Annotated in this window: 16 protein-coding genes; 6 read left to right on the forward strand and 10 right to left on the reverse strand. The window is 62.5% G+C overall.

The genetic code is table 11. The features are described from left to right. Positions 1-7 precede the first annotated feature (7 nt). The 5 genes from HNO86_RS03890 to def form a co-directional block, all read right to left on the reverse strand. Positions 8-322 (reverse strand): tetratricopeptide repeat protein, encoded by a 315-nt coding sequence (locus tag HNO86_RS03890; RefSeq protein WP_175375706.1) that lies wholly within the window; start codon positions 320-322, stop codon positions 8-10. 136 nt (positions 323-458) lie between these two features. Continuing rightward, complete coding sequence (gene trkA / locus HNO86_RS03895; protein WP_175375707.1) at positions 459-1,835, reverse strand: Trk system potassium transporter TrkA; 1,377 nt, start codon at positions 1,833-1,835, stop codon at positions 459-461. Positions 1,836-1,857: 22 nt separating this feature from the next. Then, the gene (gene rsmB / locus HNO86_RS03900) at positions 1,858-3,168 is read right to left on the reverse strand and encodes a 16S rRNA (cytosine(967)-C(5))-methyltransferase RsmB (RefSeq protein WP_175375708.1); all 1,311 of its coding nucleotides are present in this window, start codon (positions 3,166-3,168) and stop codon (positions 1,858-1,860) included. Then, entirely contained in the window at positions 3,165-4,109 is a 945-nt protein-coding gene (fmt, locus tag HNO86_RS03905) for a methionyl-tRNA formyltransferase (protein WP_175375709.1), read from the reverse strand. Before fmt ends, rsmB begins: the two co-directional genes overlap by 4 nt. 70 nt (positions 4,110-4,179) lie before the next feature. Continuing rightward, positions 4,180-4,686 carry a peptide deformylase gene (def, locus tag HNO86_RS03910; RefSeq protein ID WP_175375710.1) on the reverse strand — a complete coding sequence of 169 codons (507 nt, stop codon included), beginning with the start codon at positions 4,684-4,686 and terminating at the stop codon, positions 4,180-4,182. 170 nt (positions 4,687-4,856) lie between these two features. Between def and HNO86_RS03915 the strand changes: the two genes are divergently transcribed. From HNO86_RS03915 to HNO86_RS03925, 3 genes are all read left to right on the forward strand, one after another. Then, positions 4,857-5,882 carry a LysM peptidoglycan-binding domain-containing protein gene (locus HNO86_RS03915; RefSeq protein ID WP_175375711.1) on the forward strand — a complete coding sequence of 342 codons (1,026 nt, stop codon included), beginning with the start codon at positions 4,857-4,859 and terminating at the stop codon, positions 5,880-5,882. 81 nt (positions 5,883-5,963) lie between these two features. After that, positions 5,964-7,067 carry a DNA-processing protein DprA gene (gene dprA / locus HNO86_RS03920; RefSeq protein WP_175375712.1) on the forward strand — a complete coding sequence of 368 codons (1,104 nt, stop codon included), beginning with the start codon at positions 5,964-5,966 and terminating at the stop codon, positions 7,065-7,067. Positions 7,068-7,122: 55 nt separating this feature from the next. Then, entirely contained in the window at positions 7,123-7,680 is a 558-nt protein-coding gene (locus tag HNO86_RS03925) for an L-threonylcarbamoyladenylate synthase (protein ID WP_175375713.1), read from the forward strand. Positions 7,681-7,813: 133 nt separating this feature from the next. Here the strand turns inward: HNO86_RS03925 and HNO86_RS03930 are convergent, their stop codons facing one another. Further along, positions 7,814-8,791, reverse strand: coding sequence for an NADPH:quinone reductase (locus tag HNO86_RS03930; protein ID WP_175375714.1), 978 nt, complete (start codon positions 8,789-8,791; stop codon positions 7,814-7,816). 170 nt (positions 8,792-8,961) lie between these two features. Between HNO86_RS03930 and hemF the strand changes: the two genes are divergently transcribed. Continuing rightward, entirely contained in the window at positions 8,962-9,876 is a 915-nt protein-coding gene (gene hemF / locus HNO86_RS03935; protein WP_175375715.1) for an oxygen-dependent coproporphyrinogen oxidase, read from the forward strand. 13 nt (positions 9,877-9,889) lie between these two features. Beyond that, positions 9,890-10,711 (forward strand): shikimate dehydrogenase, encoded by an 822-nt coding sequence (gene aroE, locus HNO86_RS03940; protein ID WP_175375716.1) that lies wholly within the window; start codon positions 9,890-9,892, stop codon positions 10,709-10,711. A 119-nt stretch (positions 10,712-10,830) separates the two neighbouring features. On the opposite strand, the gene HNO86_RS03945 is transcribed toward aroE, so the two are convergent. The 3 genes from HNO86_RS03945 to betC all read right to left on the reverse strand — a co-directional run bounded on the left by HNO86_RS03945 (position 10,831) and on the right by betC (position 14,987). After that, entirely contained in the window at positions 10,831-12,399 is a 1,569-nt protein-coding gene (locus tag HNO86_RS03945) for a SulP family inorganic anion transporter (RefSeq protein WP_175375717.1), read from the reverse strand. Between the two features lie 139 nt (positions 12,400-12,538). Next, on the reverse strand, positions 12,539-13,456 hold the full coding sequence (gene choX / locus HNO86_RS03950; RefSeq protein ID WP_175375718.1) for a choline ABC transporter substrate-binding protein: 918 nt from the start codon (positions 13,454-13,456) through the stop codon (positions 12,539-12,541). Positions 13,457-13,472: 16 nt separating this feature from the next. Next, on the reverse strand, positions 13,473-14,987 hold the full coding sequence (betC, locus tag HNO86_RS03955) for a choline-sulfatase (RefSeq protein WP_175375719.1): 1,515 nt from the start codon (positions 14,985-14,987) through the stop codon (positions 13,473-13,475). 114 nt (positions 14,988-15,101) lie between these two features. Between betC and HNO86_RS03960 the strand changes: the two genes are divergently transcribed. Further along, entirely contained in the window at positions 15,102-16,052 is a 951-nt protein-coding gene (locus tag HNO86_RS03960; protein ID WP_175375720.1) for a LysR family transcriptional regulator, read from the forward strand. Between the two features lie 77 nt (positions 16,053-16,129). Here the strand turns inward: HNO86_RS03960 and HNO86_RS03965 are convergent, their stop codons facing one another. Next, positions 16,130-16,789: an NAD(P)-dependent oxidoreductase gene (locus HNO86_RS03965; protein WP_175375721.1), complete on the reverse strand. Its 660-nt coding sequence runs from the start codon at positions 16,787-16,789 to the stop codon at positions 16,130-16,132. Positions 16,790-16,854: the final 65 nt, after the last annotated feature.

The raw sequence follows: 16,854 nt of genomic DNA on the forward strand, positions 1-16,854 counted from the left end.
ATAGCTTTCAGTGTGCCTGACGGTCGAGTTTCTTCAGGAACACCGTCATTTCCTTCTCGGCCTGCTTGTCGCCATGGGCTTGCGCGGCTTGCAGGCCCTTCTCCCAGGCCGAGCGCGCGGCGCCATGCTCCGCCAGCGCCAGATGGGCCTTGCCCAGCAGTTTCCAGGCCGCCGAATACTTCGGATCGAGCTCGACGCAGCGCTGCAAATGTTCCACAGCCTTGGCGTTGTCCCCCAGATCCAGATAGCCCTTGCCCAGGCCGAAGCGCAGCAACGGGTTATCCACACCCTTGGCGAGCATTTTTTCCAGCGATTCGATCATGGTGGGGTCCTTGTCTGGGGATTGATTCGTTTCAATGAGATCGCCTTCGCGGGCAGCCTCGCTCCTACGGGTTTTGTGAACTGCAGGAGCGAGGCTTGCCCACGAAGAGGCCCGCCAAATCACCCCAAAATCGGGATCAGAAGAAGCTCAATCCCACATGGAACAGTTTTTCCACATCGCGAATATGCTTTTTATCCACAAGGAACAGGATCACATGGTCCCCGGTCTGGATCACCGTGTCGTCGTGGGCAATGATCACTTCTTCATCGCGGATGATCGCGCCGATGGTGGTGCCCGGCGGCAGGCCGATGTTTTCGATGGCCTTGCCGATCACCTTGCTCGATTTCGCGTCACCGTGGGCGATGGCCTCGATGGCTTCCGCCGCGCCCCGGCGCAGTGAGTGCACGCTGACGATATCGCCGCGGCGCACGTGGGCCAAAAGGGTGCCGATGGTTGCCAGCTGCGGGCTGATGGCGATGTCGATATCACCGCCCTGGATCAGGTCGACGTAGGCCGGGTTGTTGATGATGGTCATCACCTTCTTCGCGCCCAGGCGCTTGGCCAGCAGCGAGGACATGATGTTGGCCTCGTCGTCGTTGGTCAGGGCCAGGAAGATGTCCGCGTCGGCGATGTTCTCTTCCAGCAGCAGGTCGCGGTCAGAGGCGCTGCCCTGCAGCACCACGGTGCTGTCGAGGTGATCGGAGAGATGGCGGCAGCGCGCCGGGTTCATCTCGATGATTTTTACCTGGTAACGGCTTTCGATGGCTTCGGCCAGTCGTTCGCCGATCTGCCCGCCGCCGGCGATGACGATGCGCTTGTAGGTCTCGTCGAGGCGACGCATTTCGCTCATGACCGCACGGATGTTGGCGCGGGCGGCGATGAAAAACACCTCGTCGTCCGCTTCGATCACCGTATCGCCCTGGGGCAGGATCGGCCGGTCTCGACGGAAAATCGCCGCGACGCGGGTCTCGACGTTGGGCATGTGCTCGCGCAGCTGGCGTAATTGCTGGCCCACCAGCGGCCCGCCGTAGTACGCCCGCACCGCCACCAGTTGCGCCTTGCCTTCGGCGAAGTCGATCACCTGCAAGGCGCCCGGATGCTGGATCAGGCGCTTGATGTAGTTGGTGACCACCTGTTCCGGGCTGATCAGCACGTCCACCGGAATCGCTTCGTTGTCGAACAGCTCATCGGCGCGGGTCAGGTACGCGGCTTCGCGGACCCGGGCGATCTTCGTCGGCGTGTGGAACAGGGTGTGGGCGACCTGGCAGGCGACCATGTTGGTTTCGTCGCTGTTGGTCACCGCAACCAGCATGTCGGCATCGTCGGCGCCAGCCTGGCGCAGCACGCTGGGGATCGAGCCGCGACCCTGGATGGTGCGGATGTCCAGGCGGTCGCCGAGGTCGCGCAGGCGTTCGCCGTCGGTGTCGACCACCGTGATGTCGTTCGCTTCGCTCGCCAGGTGTTCGGCCAGCGAACCCCCCACCTGCCCCGCACCAAGGATGATGATTTTCATCCAGTCACTCCATTGAATCCGTTTAACCGCGCGCGGCGGCGATCTTGATCAGCTTGGCGTAATAGAAACCATCGTGCCCGCCTTCCTGGGCCAACAACTGGCGGCCGTGAGGCTGCTTGATGCCCGCTGCGGTGGCGAGGTCCAGTTCACGGGCTCCCGGCGTGCGGGCGAGGAACGCCTCGATGACCTCGGTGTTCTCGGTCGGCAAGGTGGAGCAGGTGGCGTAGAGCAGGATGCCGCCGACCTCCAGGGTTTTCCACATGGCGTCGAGCAACTCGCCTTGCAGCAGCGCCAGCGCGGCGATGTCATCGGGCTGGCGAGTGAGCTTGATGTCCGGGTGACGTCGAATCACCCCGGTGGCCGAGCACGGCGCGTCCAGCAGGATGCGCTGGAACGGTTTGCCATCCCACCAGGCCTGAGTGTCGCGACCGTCGGCGGCGATCAGTTCGGCGTTCAGGCCCAGGCGATCGAGGTTCTCCCGTACCCGCACCAGACGCTTGGCTTCCAGGTCCACCGCCACCACGCCGGCCAGGGCTGGCTGGGCTTCGAGGATGTGGCAAGTCTTGCCGCCCGGCGCACAGCAGGCATCCAGCACACGCTGGCCTGGCGCGAGGTCGAGCAGATCGGCAGCCAGTTGTGCGGCTTCGTCCTGCACGCTGATCCAGCCGTCGGCGAAACCGGGCAGGCTGCGCACATCGGTGGCGGCGTCGAGGATGATGCCATCGCGGCTATACACGCATGGGCTGGCAGTGATGCCCGCCGCGACCAGCAATTGCAGATAGGCATCGCGAGCATGATGGTGGCGGTTGACCCGCAGGATCATCGGCGGGTGTGCGTTGTTCGCTGCGCAGATCGATTCCCACTGCTCAGGCCAGAACGCCTTCAGGGATTTCTGCAGCCAGCGCGGGTGGGCGGTGCGCACCACCGGATCGCGCTCCAGCTCCGCCAGCAGCGCTTCGCTTTCCCGTTGGGCGCGGCGCAGTACGGCATTGAGCAAGGCTTTGGCCCAGGGCTTTTTCAGCTTGTCGGCGCAACCGACGGTTTCGCCGATGGCGGCGTGGGCCGGCACGCGGGTGTAGAACAATTGGTAGAGGCCGACCAGCATCAGCGCCTCGACGTCGGCGTCGGCGGCCTTGAACGGCTTCTGCAGCAACTTGGCCGCCAGCTCCGACAGCCGTGGCTGCCAGCGCGCGGTGCCGAACGCCAGGTCCTGGGTGAAACCGCGATCACGGTCTTCGACCTTTTCCAACTGCGTCGGCAGCGAACTGTTGAGTGAGGCTTTGCCGCTGAGGACGGCGGCCAGTGCCTTGGCGGCGGCCAGACGTGGATTCATTGCCCGAGCACCGTGCCGGTGGCGAATTTCTCGCGACGGCTGTTGAACAGGTCGCTGAAGCTCAGGGCCTTGCCGCCGGGTAGTTGCAGGCGGGTCAGGCACAGCGCCTGTTCACCGCAGGCGACGATCAGGCCGTCCTTGCTGGCGCCGATGATTTCCCCGGGGGTGCCCTTGCCATCTGCGAGGCTGGCGGCCAGGACTTTCAGGGCTTCGCCGTTCAGCGTGCTGTGGGTGATCGGCCATGGGTTGAAGGCGCGCACCAGTCGCTCCAGCTCGACCGCCGGGCGGGACCAGTCGATGCGCGCTTCGTCCTTGTTCAGTTTGTGGGCGTAGGTGGCGAGGCTGTCGTCCTGCACTTCGCCTTCCAAAGTCCCGGCGGCGAGGCCGGCAATCGCTTGCACCACGGCGGGCGGGCCCATCTGCGCGAGACGATCGTGCAAGGTGCCGCCGGTGTCTTCGGCGCTGATCGGCGTGGTGACTTTCAGCAGCATCGGGCCGGTGTCGAGGCCGGCTTCCATGCGCATCACGGTCACGCCGCTTTCGGCGTCACCGGCTTGCACGGCGCGCTGGATCGGCGCCGCACCGCGCCAGCGTGGCAGCAGGGAGGCGTGGCTGTTGATGCAACCCAGGCGCGGAATATCCAGCACCGCTTGCGGCAGGATCAGGCCGTAGGCGACCACCACCATCAAGTCCGGTTTCAGCGCGGCCAGCTCGGCCTGAGCCTCTTCATTGCGCAGGGTCGGCGGTTGCAGCACCGGGATGTCGTGCTCCAGCGCCAACTGCTTGACCGGGCTCGGCATCAGCTTCTGCCCACGACCTGCCGGACGATCCGGTTGGGTGTAGACCGCGACGATCTCGTAAGGGCTGCTCAGCAGGGCCTTGAGGTGTTCGGCGGCGAATTCCGGGGTGCCGGCAAAGACAATGCGCAGTGGCTCGGTCATGGGGGGCTCTCTATTGCAAAGCTTCTTGAAAAGAAAAAGGCTTGCCGCGGCAAGCCTTTGAAGAGGGGCATCAGGCGTTCTGGCGGTGAAGCTTTTCCAGTTTCTTCTTGATGCGGTCGCGTTTGAGCGTGGACAGGTAGTCGACGAACAATTTGCCGTTCAGGTGGTCGCATTCATGCTGGATGCACACGGCGAGCAGGTCTTCGGCGATCAATTCGTAAGGCTTGCCGTCGCGGTCCAGCGCCTTGACCTTGACCCGTTGCGGGCGATCGACGTTTTCGTAGAAGCCCGGTACCGAAAGGCAGCCTTCCTGATACTGGCCCATGTCTTCGGTCAGGGGCTCGAGTTCAGGGTTGATGAACACTCGCGGTTCGGTGCGGTCTTCGGAAAGGTCCATCACGACAATGCGCTTGTGGACGTTGACCTGGGTCGCGGCGAGGCCGATGCCTGGAGCCTCATACATTGTTTCAAACATGTCATCGACCAACTGACGCACTTCGTCGTCCACTACGGCCACCGGTTTGGCGATGGTGCGCAGGCGCGAGTCAGGGAATTCGAGGATGTTCAAAATGGCCATAAGCTTGATGACTGCACGTGTGAGGTATGGTCGGATCGGCGCCTGGCGAGTCCGAAGATGCAGGCTACCGTTGTAAAACGTAGCTCCCTTCTTCTCATAAGCAAGGCGGGAGCGAGCCACTGACGGCTCTGGCGTTTCACGCGAACGGACATAATAAAGGGATTCACCGCATGAGGAAATCACTACTCGCCCTGCTCCTTCTGGTCTCGGCCGGTTGGGCCCACGGGCAAGTGCAACTCAAGGAAGGTTTTCCACAGCAATACACGGTGGTCTCGGGGGACACGCTCTGGGGCATCTCGGGAAAATTCCTCCGCGAACCTTGGCAATGGCCACAGCTGTGGCAGGCCAATCCGCAAATCGAAAACCCCAATCTCATCTATCCCGGCGATACGCTTTCGCTGGTCTACGTCAATGGCCAGCCACGCCTGACCCTCGATCGCGGCGCGTCGCGCGGCACCATCAAGCTTTCGCCCAGAGTGCGCAGCAGCCCGGTGGCCGATGCCATTCCGAGCATACCGCTCAAATCCATCAACAGCTTTCTACTGAGCAACCGCATCGTCAACAAAGTCGAGGACTTCGACCAGGCGCCGTACATCGTGGCCGGCGATGCCGAGCGCGTGCTCAGCGGCATGGGCGACCGCATCTTCGCCCGTGGCCACTTCGACATGGCGCAGCCGGTCTACGGCATCTTCCGTCAGGGCAAGGTCTACACCGATCCGCAGACCCAGGAGTTTCTGGGGATCAACGCCGATGACATCGGCGGCGGCGAGATTGTCGCCACCGAGGGTGACGTCGCCACCCTGGCCCTGCAGCGCACGACCCAGGAAGTGCGCCTCGGCGATCGTCTGTTCAGCAGCGAGGAGCGCTCGATCAACTCGACCTTCATGCCCAGCGCCCCGAAGGAGCCGGTCGAAGGCTTGATCATCGATGTGCCCCGTGGCGTGACCCAGATCGGCGCGCTGGATGTGGTCACGCTGAACAAGGGCCAGCGCGATGGCCTGGTCGAAGGCAATGTGCTGGCGGTGATGAAAACCGGTGAAACCGTGCGTGACCGGATCAGCGGCCAGCCGGTGAAGATTCCCGATGAGCGCGCCGGGCTTCTGATGGTGTTCCGCACCTACGACAAGCTCAGCTACGGGCTGGTGCTCAATGCTTCACGCTCGCTGGCGGTGATGGACAAGGTACGAAATCCGTAAGCACGCTTCACAAGTTACCAACAGAGTTATCCACAGCTTATGCCCGCCTGGATGCGGGCTTATAACGATCAAGGATGATCCATGCCGCCATCTGCTGTTGCACCGGTTTCCCCTGCGGAACTGGAAGCTCGTCTACGTCTGCATCGCTTGCCGGACATCGGTCCGGCGCGGTTCAAAAAACTGCTCGAAGCCTTCGGCTCGGCCTCCAAGGCCATCAGCGCACCGGCCAGTGCCTGGCGGGCGCTGGGTTTGCCGCTGAGCTGCGCGGAGGCTCGGCGTTGTCCCGAAGTTCGCGATGGTGCCAGCCATGCGCTGGCCTGGCTGGAGCGTCCGGCCCAGCATTTATTGATGTGGGACCAGCCTGACTATCCCGCGCTGCTGGCGCAAATCAGCGACGCACCGCCCCTGCTGTTCGTGGCGGGCGACCCCGGGATTCTGGAAAAACCGCAACTGGCGATGGTCGGCAGTCGTCGCGCTTCACGGCCGGGCATGGACACCGCCGCCGCGTTTTCCCGCAGCCTGGCCGGTGCCGGTTTTGTGATCACCAGCGGTCTTGCCCTGGGTATCGATGCCGCTGCCCACCAGGCGGCATTGGATGTCGGTGGACAGACTATCGGCGTGCTGGGCACGGGCATTGAAAAGTTTTATCCACAGCGCAATCGTCGACTGGCCGACGCGATGATCGCCTCGGGCAGCGCGGTGGTTTCCGAGTTCCCGCTGGACGCCGGCCCCAGCGCCAGCAATTTTCCACGACGCAATCGCATCATCAGCGGGTTGTCCCTGGGGGTGCTGGTGGTGGAAGCCAGTGTCGCCAGCGGTTCGTTGATCACCGCGCGGCTGGCGGCGGAGCAGGGGCGCGAGGTGTATGCGATTCCAGGTTCGATTCATCACCCGGGCGCCAAGGGTTGTCATCAGCTGATCCGCGATGGCGCCGCCCTGGTGGAAACCGTCGAACACATCCTCGAAGCCCTGCGCGGCTGGCAGCAGGGGTCCTTCTCTCCTGCTCCGGTCAAGGCTGCGCGCCATCCATTGCTGGCGCTGCTCCACGCCGCTCCCCACACCAGTGAAGCGTTGGCCGATGCCAGTGGCTGGGCGTTGTCCAAAGTGCTGTCGGCGCTGACTGAACTGGAGATGGAAGGCAGCGCCATCTGCGAAAACGGGCGCTGGATTGCGCGGGTGAGCTAGGTTTTATAAACAAGATCGGTAAACTGCGCAGAGCCTTATTCTGGAGAGTTTATTCATGGTCAACAGTTGGCGTGTGCAACAAGCCGCACGAGCTATTCGCGCCGGGGCGGTGCTTGCCTACCCAACCGAAGCTGTCTGGGGTCTGGGTTGCGACCCATGGGACGAAGAGGCAGTGGAGCGTTTGTTGCTGATCAAGGGCCGGTCTCCCGACAAGGGCCTGATTCTGGTCGCGGACAACATTCGCCAGTTCGACTTCCTGTTCGAGGACTTCCCCGAGTTATGGATGGACCGCATGGCCAGCACCTGGCCGGGGCCGAACACCTGGCTGGTGCCGCACCAGAACCTGTTGCCCGAGTGGATTACCGGTGTGCATGACACGGTGGCGCTGCGGGTCAGCGATCACCCGCAGGTGCGCGAGTTGTGCGCGCTGGTCGGGCCGCTGGTATCGACTTCCGCCAACCCACAGGGCCGTCCCGCGGCGCGCACGCGGCTTCGCGTCGAGCAGTATTTCCGCGGCGAGGTGGATATGGTGCTGGGTGGAATGTTGGGTGGGCGCAAGAACCCGAGTGTGATCCGGGATCTGGCGACCGGCCGGGTTGTGCGCCCGGATTAAGACCGCATCGCTGCCATTCGCGAGCAAGCCCGCTCCCACATTTGATCTGCGTCGTACATAAAATCTGTGTACGCAGACAATCGAGTGTGGGAGCGGGCTTGCTCGCGAAGAGGCCCTGAAGGACACCTTAAACTTAAGGCAGGAGTACCACCGACCCAGTCGTACGCCGCGCCGAAAGCTCAGTCTGCGCCTTCGCCGCATCCGCCAGCGCAAACCGCTGACTGATATCCACCGTCAACTTGCCGCTGATGATCATCTCGAACAGCTCATCGGCCATGCGCTGCAGATTCTCGGCATTGTTGGCGTAAGTCCCCAACGTCGGCCGGGTGACGTACAGCGAGCCCTTCGCCGCCAAAATCCCCAGGTTCACCCCATCCACCGCGCCGGACGCGTTACCGAAGCTCACCACCAACCCCCGCTGCTGAACGCTGTCCAGGGACGTCAGCCAGGTGTCCTTGCCCACGCCGTCGTACACCACCTGCACCTTCTTGCCGTCGGTCAACTCCAGCACCCGCTGCGCCACGTTTTCGTGGCTGTAATCGATGGTCGCCCAGGCGCCGTTGGCCTTGGCCAGCGCTGCTTTCTCCGGCGAGCTCACGGTACCGATCAGCTTTACACCCAAAGCCTTGGCCCACTGGCAGGCCAGGGAGCCGACACCACCGGCAGCAGCGTGGAACAGAACGGTCTCGCCACCCTTGAGTTCGTAGGTCTGACGCAGCAGGTACTGCACGGTCAGGCCCTTGAGCATGACCCCGGCGGCCTGTTCGAAGGTGATGGCGTCCGGCAGGTGCACCAGATTCGCCTCGGGCAGAACGTGCAGTTCGCTGTAGGCGCCCAGCGGGCCGCTGCCGTAGGCCACGCGATCACCGACCTTGAACCCGGTGACTTCGCTGCCGATTGCCTCGACCACGCCAGCCCCTTCCGAGCCCACGCCCGATGGCAGGGACGGTGGCGGATACAGACCGCTGCGGTAATAGGTATCGATGAAGTTCAGGCCGATGGCCTTGTTGCTCACGCGCACTTCCTTCGGTCCGGGCGCGGCGGGCTGGTAATCCACATACTCAAGCACTTCGGGGCCGCCATGGGCACGGAACTGGATACGCTTTGCCATCTGCTCTCTCCTGAGATCGATGCTGATTGTGTAAATGCGAAGCGCCCTATCGAACTCCTAAGCTTGATCTTCGTCAACTGCGACGCGGCGAGGTGCAGTGTTATCCTGTGCAGCAATTTGCCGCCGGCTTTTAGAACGCCGTGTAGCTTTGCCCGATCCAAGGTGATGCCATGACTACCCGCACCGAGGCCGTAAAAGCCTACCTGCTCGACCTGCAAGACCGTATCTGCGCTGCGCTGGAAGCCGAAGACGGCGGCACGCGTTTCGTCGAAGACGCCTGGACCCGGCCTGCCGGTGGTGGCGGACGTACGCGGGTGATCGAAAACGGTACGCTCATCGAAAAGGGCGGCGTCAACTTTTCCCACGTGTTCGGCAGCGGCCTGCCGCCGTCCGCCAGCGCCCATCGGCCGGAACTGGCCGGGCGTGGCTTCGAAGCCCTGGGCGTGTCGCTGGTGATTCACCCGCACAACCCGAACGTCCCGACTTCCCACGCCAACGTGCGTTTCTTCATCGCCGAAAAAGAAGGCGAAGAGCCGGTCTGGTGGTTCGGCGGCGGTTTCGACCTGACTCCCTACTACGGCAACGTCGACGACTGCGTGCACTGGCACCGCGTCGCCGAACAGGCCTGTGCGCCGTTCGGTCCGGACGTCTACCCGCGCTACAAGGCCTGGTGCGACAGCTATTTCCACATCAAGCATCGCCACGAGCCCCGGGGCATCGGCGGCCTGTTCTTCGATGACCTGAACGAATGGGACTTCGACACCAGTTTCGCCTTCATGCGCGCCATCGGCGACGCCTACATCGATGCGTACCTGCCGATCGTGCAGCGCCGCAAGCACGACGCCTTCACGGCCCAGCAGCGCGAATTCCAGGAATTCCGCCGCGGCCGTTATGTCGAATTCAACCTGGTGTACGACCGCGGTACCTTGTTCGGCCTGCAATCGGGCGGCCGTACCGAGTCGATCCTCATGTCCCTGCCGCCGCAAGTGCGCTGGGGCTATGACTGGAAAGCCGAACCCGGCAGCGAAGAAGCGCGCCTGACCGAATACTTCCTGCAAGACCGCGACTGGTTGGCTGAGGCCTGAACGAGGATTGTTGATGGACCGCTACGTTGTTTTCGGTAATCCGATTGGCCACAGCAAGTCGCCACTGATTCACCGCTTGTTCGCTGAGCAGACCGCGCAGCAACTGGACTACAGCGCCTCGCTGGCGCCGCTCGATGGTTTTACCGACTTTGCCCGGGCGTTTTTCCTCGAGGGACGCGGCGCGAATGTGACCGTGCCATTCAAGGAAGAAGCCTTCCGCCTGGCCGATAGCCTGACCGCCCGCGCGCAACGGGCCGGTGCGGTGAACACCCTGAGCAAGCTCGCCGACGGCACCTTGCTGGGCGACAACACCGACGGCGCGGGCCTGGTGCGCGATTTGACGGTCAATGCCGGCTTCAGCCTGGCAGGCAAACGCATTCTGCTGCTCGGTGCCGGCGGCGCGGTGCGCGGTGCGCTGGAACCCTTGCTGGCCGAACAGCCGGCGTCGGTGATCATCGCCAACCGCACCGTGGACAAGGCCGAGCTGCTGGCAGAACTGTTCAGCGACCTGGGGCCGGTATCGGCCAGCGGCTACGACTGGCTGGAGGAATCGGTCGACCTGATCATCAACGCTACGTCCGCCAGCTTGTCCGGCGACGTACCGCCGATTGCCGGCAGCCTGATCGAACCGGGCAAGACAGTCTGCTACGACATGATGTACGGCAAGGAACCTACCTCGTTCTGCCGCTGGGCCAGCGAACAGGGCGCGGCGGTGTCGATGGATGGATTGGGGATGCTGGCCGAACAGGCCGCGGAAGCCTTCTTCCTGTGGCGCGGCGTGCGCCCCGATACGGCGCCGGTACTGGCTGAATTGCGCCGCCAATTAGCCGCGTAAACACCACATAGAAACCTGTAGGAGCGAGGCTTGCCCGCGAAGCTTCTGGCGTATTCAAAGACGCCTTCGCGGGCAAGCCTCGCTCCTACAGGGTGTGTGGTTAAAAAATGGGCAGCGTTTCAATCTTCGAAGCGAATCGGGCATTTCTCCGCCCCTTCCAGCTTGCGCAATTCCTCCACCACCTGCGGCCGCGCCCGGCGCAGGGTCAGGCTGCGATCCTGACGCAGCAACCGGCGCGCCTCCTGATGCAGCATCTCCACCCCTGAATAGTCGATGAAGTTGATCTGCTGCGCTTCGATCACCACCCGCGCGCCGTGCATCCGTTGCAGACGCACCTGCAGGTAATGGCTGGCGCCGAAAAAGATCGAACCGCCCACCCGCAGAATGTCTTCGTCGCCATCGCGCACATGCTGTACCCGTGGTTGCGAGGTGCGCTTGAGGTAGAAGAACAGCGACGCCAGCACGCCGGCATAGATCGCCGTCTGCAATTCCAGCAGCAGCGTGGCGATGCAGGTCAGGGCCATGACCACGAATTCGGCGCGACTGACCCGCAGCAGCGCGCGAATGCCGCGATGGTCCACCAGGCCCCAGGCAATCAGCAGAATGCTGCCAGCCATGGCCGGGATCGGGATGTGCTCGATCAACTGCGCACCGAATACCGCGAACAGCGCCACCCACATGGCCGAAAACATCCCCGCCAGCGGTGAGCAGGCCCCGGCTTCGTAACTCAGGCCCGAGCGCGTGAAGGAACCGGCCGACAGCGATCCGGAAAAGAACGCACCGATGATGTTGGACAAGCCCTGGGCGCGGACTTCCTGATTGGCGTCGAGCAATTGCTGCGAACGTGCCGAGATCGAGCGGGCAATCGACAGGCTGGTGACCAGACCGAGCATGCCCACGGCCACCGCACTGGGCAGCAGGCGCAGGATCAGTTCGAGGTCCAGCGGCAACGGGCTGAAGGGCGGCAGCCGGCCGACGAAGGCGCTGACCAGCGCCACATGGCCGAACATCGACGGCCACAGCCACACCAGCAGCGAGGCCAGTACGAGGGTGATCAACAGCGTCGGCCAGCGCGGCAGCCACAGTTTGAGAAGCACGCCCACCACGACCGTCGCCAGGCCCAGTAGCAGCGAGGGCTTGTCGATTTCAGTCAGGTGCCTGAACAGCGAGATGAAGCTATCCAGCGCGGTGGCCTGGCTTGGCAGGTCCAGCCCCATCAGGTTGGGCAACTGGCCGATGGCGATCACCACCGCCGCGCCCAGGGTGAAGCCGAGCACCACCGAATGGGAAACGAAGTTCACCAGCGCGCCGAAGCGCAGCAGGCCCAATAGCCACTGGAAAATCCCGGCCAGGAACGTCAGCAACAGGATCAGGGTGACGTAGTCCTGGGATGCCGGCACGGCCAGAGGGCTGACGCTGACGTACAGGACAATGGAGATCGCCGCTGTAGGACCACAGATCAAATGCCACGACGAACCCCACAGACACGCAATCAACACCGGGATGATCGCCGCGTATAAGCCGTACTCCGGTGGGAGGCCGGCAATCAGGGCGTAGGCAATGGATTGCGGCAACGCGAGAATCGCACCACTGAGGCCGACAATCAGGTCACGGCCGACACTGGCGCGGGTTTGGCGGGGCAACCAGCTGAGAAACGGGAAGAGTGAATGGCGGCTGGGAAGGGCCATGAAGCCTCTCGGTTGGGGTTTTGCACAGAATATCAGGAGGATTCCTGTGGGAGCGGGCTTGCTCGCGAATGCGGTGGGTCAGGCAGCACATTTGCCGACTGATTCACCGCATTCGCGAGCAAGCCCGCTCCCACATTGGTTACAACTTGGCTTTCACAACCGGCAACGCATCCTTGCCGTCCACGGTCTTCACGCCATCGAGCCATTTATCCAGCACTGCCGGGTTGGCCTTGATCCAAGCCTTGGCCGCATCGGCATTGCTGACTTTCTTGTTCACCACCTCGGCCATGATGCTGTTCTCCATTTCCTGAGTGAAGCTCAGGTTGGTCAGCAGCTTGCCGACGTTCGGGCAGGCCTGTGCATAACCTTTGCGGGTCAGGGTGTGCACGGTGCCGGTGTCGCCGAAGTATTTCTCGCCGCCCTTGAGGTAGTGCATCTTGAGCTGCACGTTCATCGGGTGCGGGGTCCAGCCGAGGAAGGTCACGAACTTCTGCTTCTTCACCGCGCGGGACACCTCGGCCAGCATCGCCTGCTCGCTGGACTCGACCAGCTTCCATTGGCCCATGTCGAAATCGTTTTTCTTGATGATTTCCTGCAGGGAAATGTTCGCCGGTGCGCCCGAGCCGATGCCGTAGATCTTGTGGTCGAACTTGTCCGCGTACTTGTTCAGGTCGGCAAAGTTATGCACACCCGCGTCCCACACGTAGTCCGGGACCGCGAGGGTGAATTCGGTGCCGTCCAGGTTCTTGGCCAGTTGCGTGACATCGCCCGTGGCCACGAACTTGTCGTAGAAGCCCTGTTGCGCCGGCATCCAGTTACCCAGGAACACATCCACCTGGCCATCCTTGAGCCCGCCATAAGTGATCGGCACCGCCAGGGTGTCGACCTTGGCCTTGTAGCCCATGCCGTCCAGCAGAAACCCGGTGATGGCGTTGGTCGCGGCGATGTCGCTCCAGCCCGGATCGGCCATTTTCACCGTCTCGCATTGATCGGCGAACGCCGACGCACTGCTCAGGGCCAAAAGCCCGACCGTCAGTACTGTGGATAACCTTTGCATGGACTTCCCCTTAACATTATTGGTTTTGGCAGGGTTGTGGATAACGTGCTTTACGCTCCAGATCATCAAGGTCGATATGGTTGCGCATGTATTGCTGACTGGCGTCCACCAGTGGCTGGTGATCCCAGCTCTTCAGCTTGCCGAGGGTCAGCGCCTCGGCAACGAAACGCCGGCGTCGCTGGCTGGCGAGCACCTGCTGGTGAATCGAGGGTATGTCCCATTTGGCTCGCGCTTCGGCGAGAAATTCGTCGAACAGCTGGCGATGTTGCGGGGACTGGCTGAGTTCCTCCAGCTCCTTCGGATCGTTTTGCACATCGAAGAGTAGGCAAGGGTCGTCTTCGCTGTAGATAAATTTGTAAGGGCCACGGCGAATCATCATCAACGGGCTGATGGTGCCTTCGGCCATGTACTCGCCGAACACCTCGTCATGCCCGCCCTGCCCTTGCAGGTGCGAGACCAGCGAGCGGCCGTCCAGCGGCAGGCCTGGTTCGAGCGAGCCACCGGCAAGTTCGACGAAGGTCGGCAGCAGGTCGGCGGTGGATACCGAGGCGCTGACACGACCGGCACCGAACTGCCCTGGCGCACTTATCAACAGGGGGACCCGCGCGGCCATTTCGTACCAGTGCATTTTGTACCAGAGGCCGCGCTCGCCGAGCATGTCGCCGTGGTCGCCGGAGAAAACGATGATGGTGTCATCGATGAGCCCGGTTTCCTCGAGGGTTTCCAGAAGTTTGCCGACGTTGCTGTCGATATAGCTGCACGCCCCGAAGTAGGCACGACGGGCATCGCGAATCTTATCCACAGGCAGCGGTTTGTCCCACAGGTCGTAGACCTTGAGCAATCGCTGGGCGTGCGGGTCGAGTTCGTGTTGAGCCGGGGTTTGCGGCAGCGGGATTTCGGCGTCGTCGTACAGATTCCAGAACGCCTTGGGAATGGTGTACGGATCATGGGGGTGAGTCATGGAAACGGTCAGGCAGAACGGCTGATCGCCGTCTTCACGAACATGGTCGAACAGGTACTGCTGGGCCTTGAACACCACCTCTTCGTCGAAATCCAGCTGGTTGGTACGTACACAGGGACCGGCCTGTAGTACGGATGACATGTTGTGATACCAGGTCGGGCGCACGTCCGGTTCGTCCCAGTTCACCGCCCAGCCGTAGTCGGCAGGGTAAATGTCGCTGGTCAGGCGCTCTTCGTAGCCGTGCAACTGGTCCGGGCCGCAGAAATGCATCTTGCCCGATAGGGCCGTGCGATAGCCCAGCCGGCGCAGGTAATGGGCATAGGTCGGTACATCGGCGGGAAAATCCGCAGCGTTGTCGTAGGCGCCGATCTTGCTGGGCAACTGGCCGCTGACCAGGGTAAAGCGCGACGGTGCGCACAGCGGGCTGTTGCAATAAGCGGAGTCGAACACCACGCCTTGTGCGGCGAGGCGGCTCAAATTAGGCAGTTTGATTGGCGAAGGGCCATAGAAAGGCAACATTGGCGCGGCCATTTGATCGGCCATGATGAAAAGAATGTTCTTGCGCTTCATGTGATCGCGGCATTCCATAGTGGATGTTTATGCGAGAGTGCTGGGGTCGAGAATGAAATCCGCCAGCTTTGCGGTAAAGCCCATGCGCGACAATGACTAGGATAAGCACAGCTTATGTATGACGCCCTCGGTGACCTGTCTCTGGATTTGCTCCGTGCCTTTGAAGCGGCGGCGCGTCATCGCAGTTTCACGGCGGCGGCGGTGGAACTTGGCACCACGCAACCGGCGATCAGCCAGCAGATCAAGCGTCTGGAGGAACAACTGGCCACCCGCCTGTTCGACCGCATTTATCGCGGCATCGAACTGACCGAGGTCGGGATGATCCTTTTCGAGCAGGTTCAGCTCGGTTTGCAGAATATCGACGCGGGATTGAGCGCGATTAGCGCGCAGCATCAACACGAGGTGCTGCAGGTGGCGACCGATTTCGCGTTCGCCGCGTACTGGCTGATGCCGCGCCTGCACCGGTTTCACGCGGCCAATCCGCAGGTCGATGTCAGCCTGGTGACCAGCGAGCGCAGCCACAACATGCTGCGCACCGATATCGATGTGGCGGTGTTGTTCGGTGACGGGCGCTTCAAGCAGGGCGAGAGCCATTGGTTGTTCAGCGAGGAAGTTTTCCCGGTGTGCAGCCCGCAGCTGTTGAATGAACGTCCCCTGCCCTTGCCACCCAAGGCCTTGCTGGAATTCCCGCTGTTGCACCTGCGCGGTGAACACAGCAGCAACTGGTTCGACTGGAGCGGCGTGTTTCGCGAGTTGGGGATCACCTCGCCTCCCGCCCCGGGGCAGTTGCGGTTCGACAATTACACCCTGCTGATTCAGGCGGCGATTGGGGGTCAGGGTGTGGCGATTGGCTGGCGGCACCTTGTGGATAACTTGCTGGCGCAGGGGTTGTTGTGTCGGCCGATAGAGGAAACCGTGATTTCGCGGTTGGGGTACTACGTGGTATTGCCGCAGCGGAAGCGGCGTGGGGCTTTGATACAGCGGTTTGTGGATTGGTTGATGGCGGAGCAGGCTGACAGTGCGCAGTCGCTCAACGGTCTCGCGCTTCCTTCGATTGCGGTTTGAAGAGCAAAAGATCGCAGCCTTCGGCAGCTCCTGCACATTCCAATGCAGGAGCTGCCGAAGGCTGCGATCTTTTACATTCAGGAGGCCGCCACGAAATCCACATGCTCGCCAATATGCAGATTCAACCGCAGCTCATCGGCAATGCCGGCTGCCGTACGCGCCAGGCGTTCGAGCGGCTCGGCCAGGCCCGATTCCAGGCTGCTGCTGATCTGGCTGAAATGCTCGATGGTCAATCCAGGCACGCCTCGCGGGGCATTCACCAACGTCCATTGCAATGCGCTGCTTTGCAGGGCTTCGCGGATTTCCTCGGCGGCGTGGCGTTGCAGGGGGTCGAAGGTGTCCGGATCGTCCAGCACCTCGAAGTCCCCGACCAGAATCAACCGGCTGACGCCCGCGGCCTGCATCCCGTCAATCAGCGCATCTGCCGCCAGCACCTGCTCCACCGGCCCCGGCACGATGGTTTTTTCCACGTATTCGCTGTTGAGCGGCAGCCCCGGAGAGTCCAGCAGACAGACGACCGCCGAGCTGCCAGCTACGCTCTGCTTGACCCGTTCGGCCTCGAACAGATCGCCGGTCTTGGTGCGCAGGCCCGGCCGCGGCGCAAGGGCATTGAGCTCATCGAGGATGGCGATCACTTCATGCTGGCGCCGCAGCAGTTCAGCCATCAGCGCGCTCCCAAGGCTACTCATGGCACCATAGAGCACCACTTTGACCACCGGCGTTTCGGCATTTTTCATGGCTGAGCTCCTTGTTTGTCGCCTATAGAGGTGTGACACGCGGGAAACAACGAGGGTTCGAATCG

The organism is Pseudomonas sp. C1C7 (assembly GCF_013359595.1).
GTDB lineage: Bacteria > Pseudomonadota > Gammaproteobacteria > Pseudomonadales > Pseudomonadaceae > Aquipseudomonas.

Bases quoted from the DNA above. Each gene is read 5' to 3' on its own strand.
- HNO86_RS03915 (WP_175375711.1), top strand. From the start codon at position 4,857: ATGAGGAAATCACTACTCGCCCTGCTCCTTCTGGTCTCGGCCGGTTGG.
- HNO86_RS03945 (WP_175375717.1), bottom strand. From the start codon at position 12,399: ATGGCCCTTCCCAGCCGCCATTCACTCTTCCCGTTTCTCAGCTGGTTG.
- def (WP_175375710.1), bottom strand. From the start codon at position 4,686: ATGGCCATTTTGAACATCCTCGAATTCCCTGACTCGCGCCTGCGCACC.
- HNO86_RS03930 (WP_175375714.1), bottom strand. From the start codon at position 8,791: ATGGCAAAGCGTATCCAGTTCCGTGCCCATGGCGGCCCCGAAGTGCTT.
- HNO86_RS03960 (WP_175375720.1), top strand. From the start codon at position 15,102: ATGTATGACGCCCTCGGTGACCTGTCTCTGGATTTGCTCCGTGCCTTT.
- aroE (WP_175375716.1), top strand. From the start codon at position 9,890: ATGGACCGCTACGTTGTTTTCGGTAATCCGATTGGCCACAGCAAGTCG.
- hemF (WP_175375715.1), top strand. From the start codon at position 8,962: ATGACTACCCGCACCGAGGCCGTAAAAGCCTACCTGCTCGACCTGCAA.
- fmt (WP_175375709.1), bottom strand. From the start codon at position 4,109: ATGACCGAGCCACTGCGCATTGTCTTTGCCGGCACCCCGGAATTCGCC.
- HNO86_RS03890 (WP_175375706.1), bottom strand. From the start codon at position 322: ATGATCGAATCGCTGGAAAAAATGCTCGCCAAGGGTGTGGATAACCCG.
- betC (WP_175375719.1), bottom strand. From the start codon at position 14,987: ATGAAGCGCAAGAACATTCTTTTCATCATGGCCGATCAAATGGCCGCG.
- HNO86_RS03965 (WP_175375721.1), bottom strand. From the start codon at position 16,789: ATGAAAAATGCCGAAACGCCGGTGGTCAAAGTGGTGCTCTATGGTGCC.
- choX (WP_175375718.1), bottom strand. From the start codon at position 13,456: ATGCAAAGGTTATCCACAGTACTGACGGTCGGGCTTTTGGCCCTGAGC.
- HNO86_RS03925 (WP_175375713.1), top strand. From the start codon at position 7,123: ATGGTCAACAGTTGGCGTGTGCAACAAGCCGCACGAGCTATTCGCGCC.
- trkA (WP_175375707.1), bottom strand. From the start codon at position 1,835: ATGAAAATCATCATCCTTGGTGCGGGGCAGGTGGGGGGTTCGCTGGCC.
- rsmB (WP_175375708.1), bottom strand. From the start codon at position 3,168: ATGAATCCACGTCTGGCCGCCGCCAAGGCACTGGCCGCCGTCCTCAGC.
- dprA (WP_175375712.1), top strand. From the start codon at position 5,964: ATGCCGCCATCTGCTGTTGCACCGGTTTCCCCTGCGGAACTGGAAGCT.